General features: G+C 58.2%; 18 protein-coding genes. 9 read left to right on the top strand and 9 right to left on the bottom strand.

Annotation, left to right across the window (positions count from 1 at the left end; translation table 11 throughout):
• Positions 1–13 precede the first annotated feature (13 nt).
• Positions 14–1501 (top strand): DUF1846 domain-containing protein, encoded by a 1488-nt coding sequence (locus B5G37_RS09955; protein ID WP_087257022.1) that lies wholly within the window; start codon positions 14–16, stop codon positions 1499–1501.
• 53 nt (positions 1502–1554) lie between these two features.
• On the opposite strand, the gene B5G37_RS09960 is transcribed toward B5G37_RS09955, so the two are convergent.
• The gene (locus tag B5G37_RS09960; RefSeq protein WP_087257024.1) at positions 1555–3366 is read right to left on the bottom strand and encodes an alpha/beta fold hydrolase; all 1812 of its coding nucleotides are present in this window, start codon (positions 3364–3366) and stop codon (positions 1555–1557) included.
• A gap of 228 nt (positions 3367–3594) precedes the next feature.
• On the opposite strand from B5G37_RS09960, the gene B5G37_RS09965 reads away from it, so the two are divergent.
• Positions 3595–4320 (top strand): LytTR family DNA-binding domain-containing protein, encoded by a 726-nt coding sequence (locus B5G37_RS09965; protein WP_087257026.1) that lies wholly within the window; start codon positions 3595–3597, stop codon positions 4318–4320.
• A gap of 242 nt (positions 4321–4562) precedes the next feature.
• Positions 4563–5651 (top strand): sensor histidine kinase, encoded by a 1089-nt coding sequence (locus B5G37_RS09970; RefSeq protein WP_158099393.1) that lies wholly within the window; start codon positions 4563–4565, stop codon positions 5649–5651.
• Positions 5652–5711: 60 nt separating this feature from the next.
• Here the strand turns inward: B5G37_RS09970 and B5G37_RS09975 are convergent, their stop codons facing one another.
• The 6 genes from B5G37_RS09975 to B5G37_RS10000 form a co-directional block, all read right to left on the bottom strand.
• Positions 5712–6101, bottom strand: a complete 390-nt coding sequence (locus tag B5G37_RS09975) for a helix-turn-helix transcriptional regulator (protein ID WP_087257031.1) — start codon at positions 6099–6101, stop codon at positions 5712–5714.
• 118 nt (positions 6102–6219) lie between these two features.
• Entirely contained in the window at positions 6220–8121 is a 1902-nt protein-coding gene (locus B5G37_RS09980) for an ATP-binding protein (RefSeq protein ID WP_087257033.1), read from the bottom strand.
• The gene (locus tag B5G37_RS09985) at positions 8118–9191 is read right to left on the bottom strand and encodes a DNA repair exonuclease (RefSeq protein ID WP_087257035.1); all 1074 of its coding nucleotides are present in this window, start codon (positions 9189–9191) and stop codon (positions 8118–8120) included. The genes B5G37_RS09980 and B5G37_RS09985 overlap by 4 nt, the downstream gene beginning before the upstream one ends.
• 13 nt (positions 9192–9204) lie before the next feature.
• A complete protein-coding gene (locus B5G37_RS09990) occupies positions 9205–9984 on the bottom strand; it encodes a TIGR00282 family metallophosphoesterase (protein WP_087257038.1) in 780 nt (259 codons plus the stop codon).
• Between the two features lie 15 nt (positions 9985–9999).
• A complete protein-coding gene (locus tag B5G37_RS09995) occupies positions 10000–11256 on the bottom strand; it encodes a cytochrome c biogenesis protein CcdA (protein ID WP_087257039.1) in 1257 nt (418 codons plus the stop codon).
• A 23-nt stretch (positions 11257–11279) separates the two neighbouring features.
• Positions 11280–12467: a DEAD/DEAH box helicase gene (locus B5G37_RS10000; protein ID WP_087257041.1), complete on the bottom strand. Its 1188-nt coding sequence runs from the start codon at positions 12465–12467 to the stop codon at positions 11280–11282.
• 176 nt (positions 12468–12643) lie between these two features.
• Between B5G37_RS10000 and B5G37_RS10005 the strand changes: the two genes are divergently transcribed.
• Complete coding sequence (locus tag B5G37_RS10005; RefSeq protein ID WP_087257043.1) at positions 12644–13072, top strand: Rrf2 family transcriptional regulator; 429 nt, start codon at positions 12644–12646, stop codon at positions 13070–13072.
• A 2-nt stretch (positions 13073–13074) separates the two neighbouring features.
• A complete protein-coding gene (locus B5G37_RS10010; RefSeq protein ID WP_158099394.1) occupies positions 13075–14631 on the top strand; it encodes a glycosyltransferase family 39 protein in 1557 nt (518 codons plus the stop codon).
• 300 nt (positions 14632–14931) lie between these two features.
• Here the strand turns inward: B5G37_RS10010 and B5G37_RS10015 are convergent, their stop codons facing one another.
• Positions 14932–15831 (bottom strand): diacylglycerol kinase family protein, encoded by a 900-nt coding sequence (locus B5G37_RS10015; RefSeq protein WP_087257047.1) that lies wholly within the window; start codon positions 15829–15831, stop codon positions 14932–14934.
• Between the two features lie 144 nt (positions 15832–15975).
• On the opposite strand from B5G37_RS10015, the gene B5G37_RS10020 reads away from it, so the two are divergent.
• The 4 genes from B5G37_RS10020 to B5G37_RS15220 all read left to right on the top strand — a co-directional run bounded on the left by B5G37_RS10020 (position 15976) and on the right by B5G37_RS15220 (position 18054).
• Positions 15976–16677, top strand: a complete 702-nt coding sequence (locus B5G37_RS10020; RefSeq protein ID WP_087257049.1) for an AzlC family ABC transporter permease — start codon at positions 15976–15978, stop codon at positions 16675–16677.
• The gene (locus tag B5G37_RS10025; protein WP_087257051.1) at positions 16674–17000 is read left to right on the top strand and encodes an AzlD domain-containing protein; all 327 of its coding nucleotides are present in this window, start codon (positions 16674–16676) and stop codon (positions 16998–17000) included. The genes B5G37_RS10020 and B5G37_RS10025 overlap by 4 nt, the downstream gene beginning before the upstream one ends.
• 238 nt (positions 17001–17238) lie before the next feature.
• On the top strand, positions 17239–17814 hold the full coding sequence (locus B5G37_RS10030; RefSeq protein ID WP_087257053.1) for a hypothetical protein: 576 nt from the start codon (positions 17239–17241) through the stop codon (positions 17812–17814).
• Between the two features lie 96 nt (positions 17815–17910).
• Complete coding sequence (locus tag B5G37_RS15220; RefSeq protein WP_158099395.1) at positions 17911–18054, top strand: hypothetical protein; 144 nt, start codon at positions 17911–17913, stop codon at positions 18052–18054.
• Between the two features lie 55 nt (positions 18055–18109).
• Here the strand turns inward: B5G37_RS15220 and B5G37_RS10035 are convergent, their stop codons facing one another.
• Positions 18110–19258 (bottom strand): stage II sporulation protein P, encoded by a 1149-nt coding sequence (locus B5G37_RS10035; RefSeq protein WP_158099396.1) that lies wholly within the window; start codon positions 19256–19258, stop codon positions 18110–18112.
• Between the last annotated feature and the right edge of the window lie 104 nt (positions 19259–19362).

Raw genomic sequence — 19362 nt, forward strand, 5'->3', positions numbered from 1 at the left:
CCGACGTGTGAGGATGGCAAATAAAATCGGTTTTGACAATCAAAAGTATCTGGAAATGCAGTCTGCCCACATTCGGGAGCGGATTTCCCAGTTTGGCGGCAAATTGTATCTGGAGTTTGGCGGCAAGCTCTTTGACGACTACCATGCATCCCGGGTGCTGCCCGGGTTTGCCCCGGACAGCAAGATCCGCATGCTGCTGGAGCTCAAGGATAGTGTAGAGGTGGTCATTGCCATCAACGCCGCCGCCATTGAGCAAAACAAGGTGCGGGGCGACCTGGGCATCACCTATGACGAGGACGTGCTGCGCCTCATTGACACCTTCCGCTCCAAGGGCCTGTACGTGGGCAGCGTAGTTATCACCCAGTACGCCGGCCAGTCCGCCGTGGACAACTTCAAGCACCGCTTGGAGGACTTGGGTGTCACCGTGTATCTCCACTACCCCATTGCCGGGTATCCCCACGACATCCCCCATATCGTCTCCGACGAGGGCTATGGCCGCAACGACTATATCGAGACCACTCGCCCCCTGGTGGTGGTCACCGCCCCCGGCCCCGGGTCCGGAAAAATGGCCACCTGTTTGTCCCAGCTGTATCACCACCACCGCCGTGGGGTGAAGGCGGGCTATGCCAAGTTTGAGACCTTCCCTATCTGGAACCTGCCTCTCCAGCACCCGGTGAACCTGGCCTACGAGGCCGCCACCGTGGACCTCAACGACGTGAATATGATTGACCACTTCCACCTCCAGGCCTACGGGGAGACCACGGTGAACTACAACCGGGACATTGAGGTGTTCCCCGTGCTCCGGGCCATGTTCGAGCAGATCATGGGGGAGAGCCCCTATAAGTCCCCCACTGATATGGGCGTGAACATGGCGGGCAACTGCATCGTGGACGATGAGGCGGTGCGAGAAGCCGCCTGCCAGGAGATCATCCGCCGCTACTACACTGCCCTGTGCGACGTGCGCCGGGGGCAGGGGGACAAGGAGAGCGTGTACAAGCTGGAGCTGCTGATGAAGCAGGCCGGGGTGTCCACCGCTGACCGCCCCGTGGTGGCCGCTGCCGAGGCTCGGGCCGAGGAGACGGGGGAGCCCGCCGCCGCCATCGAGCTGCCTGACGGCACCATCGTCACCGGCAAGACCACCGAGCTCATGGGCTCCTCCTCCGCCGCCCTGCTCAACGCCTTGAAGAAGCTGGCCGGTCTGGGAGACGAGGTGCACATGATCTCCCGGGAGGCCATTGAGCCCATTCAGAAGGTGAAAATTCAGCACCTGGGCAGCCAGAATCCCCGTCTGCACAGCGACGAGGTGCTCATTGCCCTGGCCATCTCCGCCGCCACCGATCCCCAGGCGGATCTGGCTCTGTCCCAGCTGGACAAGCTGCGGGGCTGCGACGCCCACTCCTCGGTGATTCTGTCCGCCGCCGACAGCACCGTGTATCAGAAGCTGGGCCTGCGCATGACCTGCACCCCCCAGTATCAGAGCAATAAGCTGTTTCATAAGTGAGAAAAAACATCTCCCAGCCACAGGCTGGGAGATGTTTTTTGTATAAAAGAGGCTCAGAGACGGAACTGTCCGTAGAGGACGCAGCAGAAGGCACACAGGATGCCCATGACGAACGCGCCCACCCAGACAGAACCTGTTTTGCGGTACAAATAGGTTTGGCCAATACCAGCCATGGTCATGCCCACAGGCATGCCCCACAGGCGGGAGATGTCGATGCCCCAGCTGGCCAGGGCGCGGGTGGTGCTGCCGATGTTGATCTGCACGGCATTTTCAATGATGACCATCAGGGTAATGACACCCATGGCCAGCACGGAGTTAAACACACAGGACACAACCATGTCGCGCACCGGATGCCCGGTGTCGGGAAGTCTGCGCTCCACATTCATGCCGATGCTGGCGATGACGAAGCAAATCATCCACACCACGATGTAGGGGATGTAGTGCAGCATGTTGTGCCAGACCACGGGGCGGAAGCCGAAGAACAGACAGTAGAAGTCGGTGCCCAGCAGGGTGCGCTGCAAGGACAGGTAGGAGAAGGCCACGCACAGCACCACCAGGGCCAACAGCAGGGCTTTGCCAATGAGTTTGAAGTTCAACTTGTTCTCGCCCACATAGGTTAGACCGTATTCGGCCAAAACGGCATTTTTCTTCTTGCCCTCGGTGAACTTGAACAGGAACAGCATACACAGACCCAGCAGATTCAGGCCGATGATGACGGCCAGGGCATAGTTGGCGTATCCACCGCCGAACAAATTCTTCGAGAAGACCTTGTCGATGAGGGTGTAGATTCCCATACTGCCGGTGTACAACACGATCAGGGGGAACAGCAGGGCGGCCACAATGGAAATGGCCATGCCGGGGCCGCGCAGACCGATGTTGCGGGGCATGGGCTGACGGATGGTGGAGAAGAAGGGAAGCTGCTCGATGAGGAAGATGGCGAAGGTGAGGATGAAGGCCAGGAAGCTGAACATGCCGATGAGGCCAGCGACGTCTTTGAGGAACCACAGCTGATTGTCCCCGGAGATGTAGTTGGGCACATTTTCAATACCTACAGCTTCTTGAGCGAAATCCAGCAGGATGTTGATGCACTCGGAGTTGACGAAGGCGCCCTCGTGGATCATATCCTGCAGGCGGGTGACCAGGACCGCATTTCCTTCCTCAAAGGAGCCATACAGGGTTTCATATTGGACATTTTCAATACCACGGTTGCTGATGTCCAGGGCCTTCTGGACATTGGGCAGGTAGGTCAGCTCGGAGGCGGATTTGTCGGCCGTGCCGCTCAAAAACAGAATGTTGCCGTCATAGGTGTAGTCTCCACCGAAGGAAGGAGGGGGACACAGGTTGCACAGCATGCAGGCAATGGGGTCGTACTTCGAGGACAACACAAAGGCAGCGTCCGTACCCATGGAGTGACCGGAGGCAACAATGCGATCATGATCCACAATGGTCATGTCCAGCAGGTAGTCGTAATACTGCTCCAGGGCGGGGTAACGGGGGGTGTTGAACATCACGCCGTCATATTCGCTGTCACCGTTGCCCATCCAGTCCACGGACAGGGCCACGAATCCACGGCGTGCAAACTCCATGGCCCAGGATTCATGGTTTCTGGCGTTGCCGGAAATGCCATGGGCCATGATGATGGCGGGGGCGGGATTTTCTGTGGTGGCATTGTCGGGAACGTACAAGATACCGGTGTATTTTGTCCCGTCGTCGCCCACCAGGGTCATGGGGGTGATGTCTACCTTGCCCCAGGAAGAAATGATGCCCCAGTTGACCAGGGACATCAGGATCATAACGACCAGAGAAATCAGGAAGGCTCGTGTTGCGACCTTTGAGCCGCGCTTGTTTTGGGTACCAGATGTCATAATCATTGCTCCTCTCTTTTCATCGTTTGGTGTATGGAATCGGTCTGCACAATTCCTCCTTCCTGTGATACAATCTTGCATTTTGTATAAATTTATGGTTAAATATATACACAAAACTTGTTATATTATCAATATACTTTGCGCAATTAGAACAATGGCAGACTTACATGGAGGATGGGTTGCGCGAGAGGACAAATTTCGAGCGCAACTGGATGACGGGGTGAAGATATGAAACGCAGAATTGCCGTTTGTGACGACGAGGCTTTGAGTTTAAAGCGGATTTCGGATTGCCTGGAACTGATGGAGCAGGAGAGCCAGGAGGAACTCCAGGTGTTTTATTTTTCGTCGGGAGAGGATTTGTTGGACCATCTTCCCCCCGACCTGGATGTATTGTTACTGGACATTGGCATGGACGGTACCAATGGAATGGATGTGGCGCGCCATTTGCGTCGGTGTGGGGTGGACTGCATCATTATTTTTATTACCTCTATGACGGAGTACGCCCTGGAGGGCTATGAAGTACACGCCTTCTCCTTTTTGGCCAAACCGGTTCAATATGTGGCCTTGCGGCGTCAGCTCAATGAGGCGTTTGCCCAGTTGGATAAAAACTTGGATCAAAACAAAGGTGCTTCCATGGTGGTCAACGATGGGACCAGCACTGAAGTGCTACAGCTGGACGACATCATCTACGCGGAAGTGATTCAGCACAAGACGAAAATGGTCATGAAGCAGGGGGTAAGGACATACAAAATCCCCCTCTCTGTGGTGGAGGAAAAAACAAAAACCGCTTCCTTTTTCCGATGCCACAAAAGCTATTTGATCAATTTAAAGCGCATCGTACGCATTGATTTTTCCACTGTGACCATGGAGAATGGGGATCAGGTTCCTGTGAGTAAATACCGCAGGCAGGAGTTTTTATTGGCCTATTCCAGATTTGTGGGGGAAGTTCTATGATTGCCTTAGGGGATTTCATAGCCTTTTTATGTGATGTGGTATTTGCATATCTCTTTTTCCAGACCACAGAATCCAGCGATTTTGTGGACAAAAAGAGAAAAATTGTGGCAAGCTTGATTCTCCTACTCACGTTTCCGCTGTATCCAGTGGGTTTTTTGCAGGAATATGCCGGGGCGTGGGTGAGGTTTGCCTGGCGATTTGTGGTGTATGTAGGCTACGTCTTGGCGGCGACAGGATGCCGCATGTCATTGGCTTTGTATGCTTCTGCGTTCTGTGCCACGGTGTGCACGGTGTGTCACAGTATTTTTCTCACCCCGCTTACTGGCGCTGTGTTGCGGGGCTCGGTTCCCATCACAGGGATTCCCCTGGTCAATGAGTGCATTTGTGCCTGTTTGGTCAACGGGTTTTCCGTTGTGGTGTACGCATATGTATGCCGAAAGCTGCCCCTGCGCCAGGTTCACCAGGTGGGGCGGTCACGAGGGGTGATGGTGGCCACCATCACCATCATGAGCACGTACCTAAAGGCGACCCAGCTCCCGTTGACCTACGGGGAAGGGTACACATCCATGGAGACCACAGTCTACTTCATTGTTTTGCAGGTGGCCCTGTTGGGATGCCTGTTGTTGTCGGAACATTACCAAAGAAAATTGCAGGAAAGTGCTGCATACCGGTTTCAGGCAGCAACAGCTCAGACGCTGCTCAACAGCATTCGCCATCGCCAAAAGAAGGACCTGGAGGTGCGCCAACTTCGACACGATTTGAAAAATCATATGCTCACCCTGCGTACCCTGATCCAGAGCGGGGAAGAAGCGGGAGCTTTGGAGTATATCGACTCCTTTCTGGGGCAGGGCGGACAGAAAGAGATTCAGATACGCACAGGCCATAGCCTGCTGGACGCTCTGATGGAGGAGAAGCTGGCAGGAGCCATCAAACATCAGGCGGAAGTCCATGTGATGTTGGATTTCAGCGCTGGATTGTTTATCGAGGATTTTGACCTGTGCGTCATCATGGGCAACGCCCTGGACAATGCAGTGGAGTCGTGTTTAGGGGTAGAGCGACAGGATCTGCGCTACATTGACATTCGGGGCGGCACCAACGCCAACAACCTGGTGGTTACCATAAAAAATGGTTATTCCGGGCAGCTACACGGGGAAAACGGGGTATTCCGCACCACAAAGCGGGATAAGGAGCTGCACGGCTTCGGTTTGGACAACATCAAGAGGACCGTACAAAAATATCGTGGAGCGGTGGTGACGGACATGGATAAGGAAAAAAGAGAATTCCGTTTGACCTTGTTTTTCCCTTTGGACCAAGAGCAAGCTGGAGAGTAACGTGAAAAAGCAAAAAATTCCCCCGGAAATGACAGATTCCGGGGGATTCTTTAACGTTCTTTAATTGCGCTTATCAAACTGAGCCAAGGCGGAACAGGCTACCCCGATGCCCAGCATACCCATGCCGTTGAGGACGGTCAACTCGCCCAAGAGCAGCAGCACCACCACCGCCACGCCCATGGCTAGAGCCACCGCTCGGGCGATGGTGGACAGGTGGATGTGGATTTCAGGCTCCGGCTTGTCCGAGGTGTAGATTTGCATCAGGTCATCCATGGACACCCCCAGCGTTTCTGCCAGACGGGGGATGGTGTTGATGTCGGGACAGGACAGGTCTCGCTCCCATTTGGATACCGCTTTGTCGGTGACCCCCATCTGCTGGGCCAGTTCCAGCTGGGTCATTCCTTTCTCCTTGCGTAGCTCAGCGATGCGTGTCCCCAGTGTTTTTTTCACGGTAAGACCACTCCTTTGATTCAGGTGAGATAATCATGGCATAATTATAGCGGATATACAACCATCTGGCAGTTTACGCTTCTCGACTTCTGGTTGACTCAGGGGTAGAGAGGAAATCTCATGACAGTTTGGCCACATTTGCCCCATAATTTTTACCCCACGCCGCTTCTCGGCTGTGACAGGAGAAGAGGAGCACTTGTCGCTCCTGGGCAAGATTGGCCAGCAGCTCCAGGGCGGCCTGGGCCCGCTGGTCGTCAAAGTAGGCCAGGGTGTCGTCCAGCACCAGGGGAGCCTGGGGGGCGGTGAGCTGGGCCAAGGCCAGACGCAGGGCCAGATACAGCTGCTCTTGGGCGCCCGATGAGAGAAACAGCTGGGAGTGGGGCAGCTGTACCCCCTCCTGCTCCACCTGGGCGGTCAGGTCCCGGGCCAGGGTTAGCCCACAGTGCTGTCCCCCGGTGAGGCGGGAGAGCAGTTGCCCCGCTTTTTCATTCAGGGCCGGGGAAAACCGCTGGCGCAGGGCGGCGTTGGCCTCCTCCAGCCCTTCCAGGGCCAGGGTGAGGGCCTGATACTCCTCCTGTCGCTGGGCAATTTGCCCCGCCAATTCGCCCCGGCGGCTCTCTGTCTCCAGGGTGTCTCGGCCCAAGGCCCCGGTGGCCTGATCCAGCCGGGTCTGCCACTGGGCCATCTGGCCCTCCACCTGCCGCAGCTGGGCGGTGATCACCTGAGGGACCCCGGCAGGGGGCGTGACAGCGGCGGTGGTGGGCTGTGCTCCCTGGGCCTCCAGGTCTGCCACCCGCTCCCTGGCATGACCCGCCTGGGCCTCCAAAGCCTGGTGTTGGGTCAGCCAGTCCAGATACCGCTGCAAGGCATCCTGTGTGCTCTCCCCCTGAGACGGGGTAGGAGCGTACAGAATTTTGTCGTATTTGCCCATTTTGGCCACTAATACCATGGCCAGAATGACAGCCAGCGCCATGCACCCAAAGCCCACAAAGGACAGGGGGTAGATGGTGAGGAAAAAGCCCAGGATGATGAGCAAAAGACCGCCCACCCCCAACAGGGGCACCCACAGTTTCATAGCCCCAGACAGGGCCTGACGGCGGGCTTGTGCCTGCTGCCGCTGGCGGCTGTGCTCCTGGCCCTGTTGGTTGAGGTTCCCCGCCTGCTCCATGGCCTGGGCAGCGGTGAGCCCCGCAAAGCGGGGGTCGGGGGCGGGCAGGGCGTCCAGCTGGGCTAGCGCCTGGGCCTGCTGCTGGAGGGCTTGGGCGTACCGCTGGTTCAGAGCCTGTTGGCGGTAGGCCTGGTGCTGGGCCAGTTGCCGCTCCAGCTGCCCCTTGTACCCTTGCAGCCGGGCCAGTTCTTGGCGGGCCTGTGCCTGGATCTGCCGAGCCTGAGCGGTGTCCTCCAGGGTGCGGCGCACCTGGGCCAGCTCCCCCTCCAGCTGGGGAATGAGCCCGGTGGAGCGGTTGGCCTGACGGCGGTTGCGCCAGTCTTTCAAAGTGCGCTGGGTTTCGGAATAGGAGACCTCCTCCTCTCCCGTGGTGGCCAGAGCGGCGATGCGCCGCTCTAAATCCGGGGCGGCGGTGACGGCGGTGTCCCCCTGGCCCACCAGGGCGCAGCGGACAAACACCTCCCGGCTTACCCCCGTGAGGGTCTCCCCCACGTTGGCGGTGGTGAGGAAAGGCACCGGGTCTCCGGTGGCGGTGTACACCGCCTCAAAGCCCCCAAAGGGGCCGGAGCGGTTGGCAAAGCGGCGCAGAGTGATATACTGCCCCTGCCACTCCAGGCGGATTTCTCCCGCCATGGCTGCCCCGCTCCAGGGCTGGTACTTGGTTTTCTGGGCCAGATGTCCTACCTTGTCCCGCTCCCGGGTGTCAATGCCGTAGAGCATGGCGGTGAGGAAGGCTACCCAGGTGGATTTTCCACATTCGTTGGGGGCGGTGAGGATGTTGAGACCGGGGGAGAGGGTGAGGGTGGCCCCCTCCAGCTTGCCGAAGGTGGCGGTCATGGAGATGATGTTCATGCTCGGATGTCCTCCTCTCCCTCCAGGGCAGCCAGCCCGAAGCGGGTGGCCAAAATGAGCCGGGGCTGCTCCTCCGGGGGAGCCACCCGGATTTTTTCAGACATGGTGCGCAGGAAAAGGCCCGTCAGGGAGTCCTCTCCCGCCCGCTGCCACAATTTCTGGGGCAGGGTGGTGGCGTCGGTGACTTCCACATAGAAAAAGTAGGGGGCCGCCTGTTGGGTGATGGAGGAGAGGGCGGGGACGCTCTCCGCCTCTCCCGTGAGGGTGAGCCGCACCAGGTCGTCACTGTACTCCAGCCCCGCCAAGGTCTGGTACAGGGTAGAGATGTCCACCTCCTGGGTACGGTACTCCCGGTAGCACAGGGGAACGAACTTGGCGGTGGTGCCCTGGTGGGTCACGTCCACCAGAAAGCAGCCCTTCTCTCCCGCCTCGTCAAAACCCCGGCCCTCGGGGCAGCCCGGGTAAGCCCAAAAGGTATTTCCCTCCCGCTGCAATCCAGAACAGCGGTGCACGTGGCCCAAAGCGGCGTAGTGCGCCCCGGTGGCTCCCAGCTGACCTGGGGCAATGGGGGCGTAGCGGCCCATGGGGGCCACCTCCCCGTGGATGCAGAGGATATGCAGCCGCCCATCCTGGGGCACGGTGTACCCGGACAGGGGGGAGTCCTCCCGATGGGGGGCGGTAAAGGCACAGCCGTGGACCACAGCTCCCAGGGCGGAAAGTTCCACAGCCTCCATCTGGGGTGTGGAAAAGATGTGCACGTTGTCTGGCCACTGGGCGGTGGCATAGGGGGATTGGTTGGTGTAGGGGTCATGGTTGCCGGGGGAGATAAACACGGGAATGGACAGCTCCCCCAAAGCCTGGGTGAGGGCCTGGACGGACTGGGGATAGAAGCGCTGGGCATCCAACAAATCCCCCGGCAGCAGCACCACATCCACCCCCTCCGCCTGGGCCAGTTGGGCCAGACGGTGGGGGAGGTCCCGCAGTTCCCGCCGCCGTTGGGCGGCTTGGGGTGCGGGTAGGCTGCTGAGGGGGGAGTCCAGATGGAGGTCCGCGGCGTGTAGAATACGCATAAGGACAGCCTCCTTATCCGTCAATGTCCACCCGCTCTACCCTGAGGCAACGGCGGGTGTTGGTGTCGATGGTGAACAGCACCCCGTCCATGCCGCAGGGGCCGTCGGCGGGCTGGAACCGCTGGGGCAGGCCGCCCAAGAAGCGGTTGATGGCCTGGGCGGGGTGGATGCCGATCACCGACTGGGTGGGGCCGGTCATGCCCAGGTCGGTGACAAAGCCCAGCCCTTTGGGAAACACCTGGGTGTCGGCGGTGGGGACATGGGTGTGGGTACCCCACAGGGCCTGGGCCCGCCCGTCCAGATACCAGGCCATGGCCCCCTTTTCGCTGGTGGCCTCAGCGTGGAAGTCCACCAGGGTGAGGGTGGCGTCCCCCTCCTTCAAAATCTCGTCCATCTTGGTGAAGGGATTGTCAAAGTTGGAGTCCATGCCGCACCGGCCAATGAGGTTGACCACCCGGATGGTGGTGCCCCGGGGTCCGTCAAAGATACCCCAGCCCCGGCCGGGGGCCCGGCTGGTATAGTTGGCAGGGCGGAGAATGTAGGGGTTGCGCTCCATTTCGTCCACGATTTGGCGCTTGCCCCAGGTGTGGTTGCCCATGGTGATCACGTCCGCCCCGGCGGAAAAGATGTCCCGGGCCTGCTGGGGCATCAGGCCGTTGGAGGCGGCATTTTCCCCGTTGACCACGGTGAAGTGAATGTCATACTGGCGGCGGAGGGTGGGCAGGTGGCGGCAGAGAAAGTCCACGCCGCTCTCGCCCACCACGTCTCCGATGGCCAGAACACGAAGTTCCATAAAAAAGCCTCCTGGTTAGGAATTGGCCCCGTCCATGGTTTGCTGAATGATGTTATCAAAGCTCTCCCGAGACAAAGCTCCGGGGACGTACCCATAGACGTTGCCGTTTTTGTCGATCATAAAAGTGGTGGGGAAGGAGGAGATGCCGTAGGCGTAGAACAGGCTGGCATCTTCGTTCATGAGGGTGGGGTAGGTGTACCCGTTTTCCTCCAAAAAGGCGGTGATGTCCTCCACAGAGCCCTCGTCACCCAGGTTGGGGGCGGTGATTCCCAGCACCACCAGGTCCTTCTCGTTTTTACCATAGTCCTCATAGATGGCCTGCAAGTCGGGCATCTCACTGCGGCAGGGTCCACACCAGGTGGCCCAGAAGTTGAGTAAAATGGTCTGCCCCTTGTACTGGTCCAGGGTGTGGGTGTTGCCGAACTGGTCGGTGAGGGTGAAGTCCAGGGCGGGAATGGGGGCTTGGCTCTCCTGGGGGGCATCAGTGGCCTCCGGGGTGTCTGTGGCCTCCGGCTGCTGGGTCACCTGAGCGGTGGGGGTGGCCTGGGGATCCGAGCTGGCCAGGGACCCAGACAGGGCATCCATCCAGCCGGTGACCATCAAAAGGCCGATGATTACCAGCAGCGCCCCGCCCACCTTCACGGTGTAGCGCACCACGTTGCGGTGTTTCTGGAACAGCTGCAACAGAACCCCGGCAAACAGGGCTACCGCCAGGAAGGGGAGCACAAAGCCCAGGGTGTACAGGCCGATGAGGGCAAAGCCCTGGACAGCGGTGTCCGCCGAGCCTGCCATGAGCAGCACGCTGGCCAGAGCAGGGCCTACGCAGGGGGTCCAGGCAAAGGAGAAGGTGAAGCCGAACACCAGGGCCACCAGGGGGCTCATGGCCAGCTTTTGCAGGGGGAAGCGGATGCGCCGGTCCTGCTCCAGGGCCATGGGGCGAAACACCTCCAGTTGGAACAGACCAAAGGCGATGATGAGAATGCCACCCACCTGGATGATAATCTTCTGATACTGGTGCAGAGCCTGGCCCAGGGCGGTCATACCCAGAGCCAGCAGGAAAAAGGCAGCGCTTATGCCTATGACAAAGAACAAGGTGTTCACCAGGGTTTTCGCCCGGGAGGTCTGGGCGCCCTGGGTGTCCCCCATGCTGCCGGACAGATAGCCCAGGTACAGGGGGAGCAGGGGGAGAACACAGGGAGAGAAAAAGCTCAGGATACCCTGGACAAACACGGTGACCAGGGAGACGGACACGGAAAGGTCAAATCCAGACATACATACCTTCCTTCAATGAAAAATTAGCTGTTTTCGCCGTCCACCAGCATGAGACAGCCGTCCTTATCATATTTCAAAAGTTGGATTTCCATTCGGGTGTTGCGGGCGATGTCCCGCATCCGCACCGCCTCGGTCACCGAGGCCACCAGGGTGTAGGCCACGCCGTGGCGCTTGGCGCGGCCGGTGCGGCCCACGCGATGGACGTAGTTTTCCTGCTCGTCGGGCACGTCGTAGTTGAACACCACATCCACGTCGTCAATGTCCAGGCCGCGGGCGGCCACGTCGGTGGCCACCAGTACCCGCAGCTGTCCGGCCTTGAACTGCTGGAGGGTCTTCTCCCGCACCCGCTGCTGGATGTCGCCGTGGATGGCCTTGCAGGAGATGCCCCGCATGGACAGAAGGCCTGCCAGGCGGTCAGTCATGTTCTTGGTGTTGCAGAAGGCGATGGCTCGCTCGTACTGGCCGCCCTCCAGCAGGGCAATGAGGGTCTCCAATTTCTGTTCCCGGCCATCCAAATCAATGCGATATTGCTGGATATCCGGGCGGTTTTCCTCCACGGGACGCACGGTAATCTCCACCGGGTCGCGCTGGTACACCCAGGAGATGTCCATAACCTCCCGGCTAATGGTGGCGGAGAAGAGACCTAAGTTCTTGCGGTGGGGGATTTTGTCCAGAATGCGGGTGACATCCTGAATAAAGCCCATGTCCAGCATCCGGTCGGCCTCGTCCAGCACCACGGTCTGGACGGCGTCCAGGCGCACAGTGCGCCGCTTCATGTGGTCCATGAGACGGCCGGGGGTGGCCACCACGATCTGGGGCCGGTTTTTCAGCTGGGTGATCTGTTTTTCAATGGGCTGGCCGCCGTACAGGCACACAATGCGCACCCCTTCCCGGAAGGCGCACAGGTCCCGCAGCTCATCCCGAATCTGCACCGCCAGTTCCCGGGTGGGGGCCAAAATCAGGCCCTGTACCTGGTCGTTTTCCGGGTCCACATGCTCCACCATGGGGATGCCGAAGGCGTAGGTCTTGCCGGTGCCGGTGGGAGCCTTGGCCACCACATCCCGCCACTGCATGAAGTAGGGGATGGCACCGCCCTGAATGGCGGTGGCCTGGGTGAAGCCCTTTTTGTCCAGGGCCTTCATAATGGCCTCGGACAGGTTCATATCTTTGTAAAAGTAGGTATCTTGTACCACAACTCCATCAATTTCCATGATATATATCCTTTCTGTCTCTTACATGTATAGTCTCCTGTAGTATACCATATCCCACTATACACCGTAAAGTCCCGGAAAGGGGGAACCCGCCGGGATTTCTCAGATGTTTCCTCCACTCTTGAAATCCTACCAAACATATGGTATTATAGGTTTAAAAAAGCGGGGGGATGAACATGAAAATTTCCACAAAGGGGCGTTACGCCCTGCGGCTGATGGTGGATCTGGCCGCCCACGGGGGGGAAGAAACCCCGGTGTCCCTACGGGACGTGGCGGGGCGTCAGAACCTCAGCGACAAATATCTGGAGCAGATTGTCACCCCTCTGTCCCGGGCTGGCCTGGTGCGGTCGGTGCGGGGGGCCGGAGGTGGCTATCTTCTGACCCGGGCACCCCGGGAGTACACCGTGGGGGACATTCTCCGGCCTTTGGAGGGAGATTTGGCCCCGGTGGAGTGCGCCACCGACGAGGGGTTCTGCGAGCGATGCGGTAACTGCGTCACCGTGGAGCTGTGGCAGGAGATTCACCGGGCGGTGTCCGCCGTGGTGGACGGCACCACCCTGGGCGATCTGGTGGATCGCTATCAGGCCAAGCAAGGTCAGGAATGAGGGTGCATCGCAAACAAGGGGCACAGCAGGCATGGCTGTTGCCCCTTCTTTTCATTCTGGTGGGGGTTGGCGTGCGGCTGTGGCAGCTGGGAGGGCTGCCCTGTGGACTCAACCAGGACGAGGCCTATGCGGGGTACGAGGCGTACTCCATGCTTACCTACGGGGTAGACTCCTGGGGCTACGCCAATCCCTGTTACTTCATCTCCTGGGGCAGCGGCATGAACGTGCTGGAGAGCTACCTGGCCATGCCCTTTGTGGCCCTGCTGGGTCTCACCGAGTTGGCCATCCGCTTGCCCCAGGCCATATTGGCCTGTGTGAGCCTCCCAGTGGTGTATCTGCTGCTGTCTCGGCTGTTTGACCGTACCGTGGGACTTTTAGGGCTGGGTCTCACCGCCATCTGCCCCTGGCACATTATGCTCAGCCGGTGGGGGTTGGAGTCCAACCTGGCCCCGGGCCTGCTGCTGTTGGGGCTGTATTTCCTGGTACGGGGGCTGGACAGCCCGCCCTGGCTGTTGCTTTCGGGATTGTGCTATGGCCTGTCCCTGTACGCCTACGCCACCCTCTGGGTGGTGGTGCCCCTGACTTTGGTGGTGTTTTTGGTTTATCTGCTCTACACCCAAAAGCTGAAATTCTCCCCCTATCTGGCGGGAGCGGTGGGGGTACTGCTGGTGCTGGCCTTGCCCCTGCTCCTGTTCGTGCTGGTCAATCTGGGGGTGCTGGAGGAAATTCGCACCCCGTTTTTCTCCGTGCCCCGGCTGGTGTATCTGCGGGCCTCCGAGGTGGATTGGCGCAACTTGTTCTCCCTGGAAGCCTATGAAAACTTGGGGAAGGTGTTGTTCGGGGAGGGAGACGGCCTCATTTGGAACAGCCTGCCCGCCTACGGCATGTTCTATCCCTTCAGCTGGCCCCTGATGGCCCTGGGCGGGGTGTGCATGGCGGTGCGGGGGTGGAAGGGGCTGAAAGCCCGCCGGTTTACCGGGGAGGGCTTGTTGCTGCTGGGGCTTTTCTGTGCCGCTGTGGTGAGCTTGTCTCTGGACTACCTGAACATCAACAAGGCCAATTCCCTTCCCTTTTACCTGCTGTTTCTCCTGGCCTTTGGGGTGGATTGGGTGTTTGGTTTCTGCAAAGCCCACCCGGTGCTGCCCTGGGGGGGTGTGGGGGTGTATGCGGTGGCCTTCGGGCTGTTTGTGAACACCTATTTCACCACCTACAACGACGCCATTGCCGTCCAGTTCCGGGATGGAGTGGGGGAAGCGGTGGCATTTGTGAAGCAGCAGGGGTTTGACCAGGTGGCGGTGGACAACACGGTGGTCTACTCCCACATTCTCTTTTACGACCGCACCCCGCAGCCGGAGTTTGCCCAGACGGTGGAGTACGCCAACTATCCGTCCCCCTACCTCAGCGTCTCCTCCTTTGGCCGGTACACCTTCGGGGTGGATGACCAGACTTTGGACCATGACACCGCCTATCTAATCCGCCGCAGCCAGGCCCAGCAGATGGAGCAGATGGGATATACTGTGGCTTTCTTTGGCCAATATGCGGTGGCTTATTGGGAATAACAAATGCCCTGCGGCAGTTGCCGCAGGGCATTTAGCGTGTCGAAAAAGTTCGACACGCTTCTCAAAAATGCAAGCATTTTTGAGAGGAATTGCAGTCCGCTGCATACACCCTTGGGTCAAAGAGCGACCCAAGGCCACACTGGCGGACTGAGAAGTGTTTTTTTCGATGCGCATGTCCCCGAAAAAACGAGATTTCGATTTATTTCCCCATCTGCGGATGGGGAAACTCTGCCGAGGGCTTTTTACAATGTAAGATAGTCTGTCCTTCTTGCATTGACATGAGGCTTTTTGAGAAGTAAGTCAGTTGCCGCAGGCGATGGTAATGACCCGGGAGCGGTTGGAAATTTCCAAATCCGTGTACTCCCCACCATACTCCCCGTCTACGGTCCAGGCCAAGGGATTGGGGCTGGTGAAGTGGGCTTTGGAGCAGGTGAAGCCCACCACGCTGCCGTCTTCGGGCAGCTTTTGGGTGGTCAGGGCGGTGAGAATGGATTGCCAGTCCTTGGGGGTCTTGGGGTTTCGGATGAGCAGGGCCTCAAACTGGCCATCGTCCAGACACACCAGGTCCCGGGGCAGGTTCACCAGCCCACCGATGGATACGGTGTTGGACACCATGCCGTAGATGAAGTCCCCTTGGATGTCCAGGCCCTGGTCGGTGGTGACGTGGACCTGGTAGCTGGGGAAGTTCATCAGCCGCCCCGCCCCCTCCAGCACATAGGCCAGGTGGCCCAGCAGGTTTTTGGAGGCCTGGGGGGTGGAGTAGGACACGTCGGTGAACAGGCCGAAGGCGGCAATGTAGAGAAATTGCCGGTCGGCCAGCTGGCCAATGTCAATGGCCCGGGGCACCCCGCCGCAGGCCACCTGGGCCAGCTGTTGGGTGGAGCGGGGGAGATTGATGTTGCGGGAGAAGTCGTTGGTGGTGCCTGCGGGAATATAGCCCAGAATGGGGCGCTGTTCCGGGGGAAGAGTGAGCAAGCCCTGCACCGTCTCGTTGAGGGTGCCGTCCCCGCTGCAGCACACCACCCGGTCATATCCGGCGGCGAGGTCGGAGACCACCTGGGTGGCGTCCCCTCGGCCCAAGGTGGGGCGGATGGTGATCTGATAGCCCTCCTGGGCAAACACGGTGAGCACGTCCGAGAGCATGGCTTTGGCCCGCTGACGGCCTGCCGTGGGATTGTATACAAAGAGCAGCTGTTTCATGTTAGCTACCTCCTTCGGGTCTTATCATTAGTATACCGAAAAGGGAGGGGGGAAACAAGGTGGATTCTGTGAACACTGCTCTTGTCAAATCTTTCTTGCTTTCGTATAATAATGTGAAAAAGAGAAACGAGGAAGTGACCCCACATGAACCGCAAAACCTTTGCTGCCGCCTTTCCCTACACCGTGCCGGTGCTGATGGGCTATTTGTCCATTGGCATCGTCTTTGGGTGGATGATGTCGGCGGCGGGGTATGTGCCCCTGTGGTCGGCCCTGATGTCTATGACCATCTACGCCGGCAGCGGGCAATATCTGGGGGTGAGCCTGCTGTCCTCCGCCGCCCCGCTGGCGGATGTGGCCCTGTTGACCCTCATCATCAACTTTCGCCACCTGGTGTATGGGCTGTCCATGCTGGAGAAGTTTCGGGGCATGGGGTTGCGAAAGTGGTACATGATGTTTTCCCTCACTGACGAGACCTATGCCCTATTGGCGGGGGTGGAGCCTCCGGAAGGGGTGAAGGGCCGGGACTTTTACTTTGCCATCGCCCTGTTGGATCAGCTGTATTGGATTGCCGGGTCGGTGATTGGGGCAGTGGCGGGGGCCCTCATCACCATCAACACCCAGGGCATTGACTTTGCCATGACCGCCTTGTTTTTGGTCATCGCGGTGGAGCAGTGGCAGTCTGCCTCCCGCCACCTGCCGGTGTTTCTGGGCGCTGGGGGCACGCTGGTGTGCCTGTTGGCGTTGGGAGCGGAGAATGGCCAGTTTCTCATTCCCGCTTTGGGAATTTTGGTGTTGGGGCTGCTGCTGTTGCGCCCCTATCTGGGCCGAGAGGAGGAAAACGCATGAGTATCGCACAGACGGCCGCTGCCATTGCCGTGATGGCCGTGGTGACCTTTCTCACCCGGGCCCTGCCCTTTTTCCTCTTTGACCGGGGCGGCAAGCCCCCGCGGGTGGTGCTTTACCTGGGCAAATACCTCCCCGCCGGGGTCATTGCTATGCTCATTGTGTACTGCCTGAAGGGGGTGGGCTTTCAAAGCACCGGGCAGTGGCTGCCCTCCCTGCTGGCCTGCGCCGCGGTGGTTGGGCTGCATCTGTGGAAGCGCAACAACATGCTCTCCATCATGGGGGGAACCATCTTCTACATGGTATTGGTACAAGTGGTGTTTTAAGGTGAAAAAATTTTTTTAAAACTCTGTCACCTTTTGGGTATCTCAAGACATATATAGGTAAGAAGGGGTGTACATAGAAAGTGGATGGATTAGTGTTGGTGAATATTAAAAATGAATGTAACTGCTTTGTGATATGGGCAGTTATAAATTGAAAAAGAGAAAGGTGTGGGACCCATGAATAAGGATATGGTAGGGGAAGGAAGGTTTTTGGTTATTTTAGTAAAAGGAGGCATATAAGATGAAGAAGAAAACAATTGTATGGTTGCTTGTCGTAGCAATATTGTCCAATTTTCTGTGTATTGCTTCTGCCAGTGAACCAGATCCTAACACAGGTGAAAGTTATTATATTTTGTATTCTGAAGATGGAGAGATTCTTGCCTATAATATGCCTACCGATTTGAATCAGACTCGCGCAGAGGATGGAACATATTTGAAAAGAACTGTAATTGGAACAGGGCAAAAATTTCATATAGACTGTGGATATCATCCACAAACAGATATATGGCGCAATGCGGAACGGTATTATTTTACGAGTAGCAAAACAGTTTCTGTTGGAGTATCGTTTGCAGTGGGATCAAAACGCTTTAACACTACACTGGAAATTTCTGCAAATGTAGCATCAAATGTAACTGCAACTATGTCCTATAAAGCAGACCAAAACAGACAGTCGAAGATTCGTGTGTATAGTGACTTTGATTATACAGTGTATAGGGGAGAAATTAGAGATATCTATACAAATCAAATCTATCAGACGTTTGAATACGTGGACTTGGTTAAAACAGGGGAATTTTTTAAGGTCGAATACAAAAATTAACAGGGCTGATATAGAAAATGAAATGGATAATGAAGTAGTATGAAAGGTTAGATGTCTATGAATATATGGAAGATACTAGCCATATGTGGCGCAGGGGTGTCCATCATTCTGCTGTTTGCCGGAATTGGCACCATGAATGCGGTGGATCGGGAGCTCCAGATTGTGGCAGGAGTGGGCGCGGCCAATTTCACTATGCTCGCTCTGATTCTCGACAGGCTGGACAAGGGCGCTAAGAAATAATACAACACAGGAAAAAACTCGGGTCACGCATCAGCGTGATCCGAGTTTTTGTCGCCTATTCCGATTGGAACAAATCCGCCACCGTGCGGGCAAAGAGCCGTCCGGCGGTGATGGCCTCCTGGAGGGTGTTGCCGTGGCTGCCGATCTCCACCAGCAGGCACCCGGTGGAGTAGTGCTGATTGAACCGGGAGGTGCGCAGGGCGATGGGCCGGGCCAAGGTGGACCATTTATCCGCCAGGGCCTTTTGGATGGAGGTGGCCAGAGACAGGTTCACTCGCCAGTTGGGGTGGGTCTGGCCCAGGTAGTCGGTGCCCATGACCATCATCACCTGGGCGCAGTTTTCCACCGAGCCGGCCACGGTCTTGTAAATGGTGCCGTCGTCGGCCACCAGAGCGTCCCGGTGTACGTCAATGACCAGGCGAATGGAGGGGTACTGATCCAAAATCTTCTCCACCGCCTGGGAGGAGCGGTTGTAGGCGTCGTTGTAGTCCGGGTAGTCGTAGAGGGTGGTGTCGTGGAGCACCTCCAGCCCCGCAGCCTCCAGAATCTTGGTCATCTCGGTGCCCACCCGCACCATGTTCTGTTCCGTGTTCAAGGTGCGGTAGCTGTCACTCTCCTCATACATGTCTGTGCCGTCCATGGTATAGGCCTCGGTGGCGTGGGAATGATAGATGAGAATGTCGGGGCCTTCCGGGGCGGGGGTGAGCTGGGGGGCAGCCTCCAGCAGGGCTTTCACATCCAGGGCGTAGTCGGTATAATTGCGGATGCTCACCCCCTGGTAGGTGGCGTAGACGGGGGAGTCGCTGGCCTTTAGAGTGCTGGGAATGATGCCGTCCGGGGCGGTGGTGGTCTGGGGCGGGGGCTCATCCGGGGTCTCCTCCTCGGCCTCCGGTTCCGGGGTTGCGGTGGGCTGCGGGGTGGCCGTGGGGGCTGGTGTGGTCTGGGTTACTCCGGCCAGCAGGGAGGACTGGCCCAAAATCACCTGTTGCCACAGGGGGCGTGCGTCCTGATCAGACCAGGGAAGTTCCAATTCCAAAAGAGTTTGTGTCAGCTGGTCCCATTGGGCCAGCTGTTTGAGTTTGTCTAAGGCCGCAGTGGGATCGGCGGTGAGATAGATCAGCCACAGGGCCACAACTGTCAGGAAGAGGGCGATGCCCTGCCGGAGCGAGCGCAGCAGGGGGGCACTTGTCCTGTTCTTTTGCATAGCATTCACCTCTCCACAACCTATGCCCGGGGGCGGGGGGATAGAACCGCCGGGGAGCGGTTGCAATTGCTGCCAATTTAGGATATGATATTTCCCGATGTAAT

Origin of the sequence: Pseudoflavonifractor sp. An85 (genome assembly GCF_002161235.1) — a bacterium.
In the GTDB taxonomy this organism is placed as follows: Bacteria; Bacillota; Clostridia; order Oscillospirales; family Oscillospiraceae; genus Enterenecus.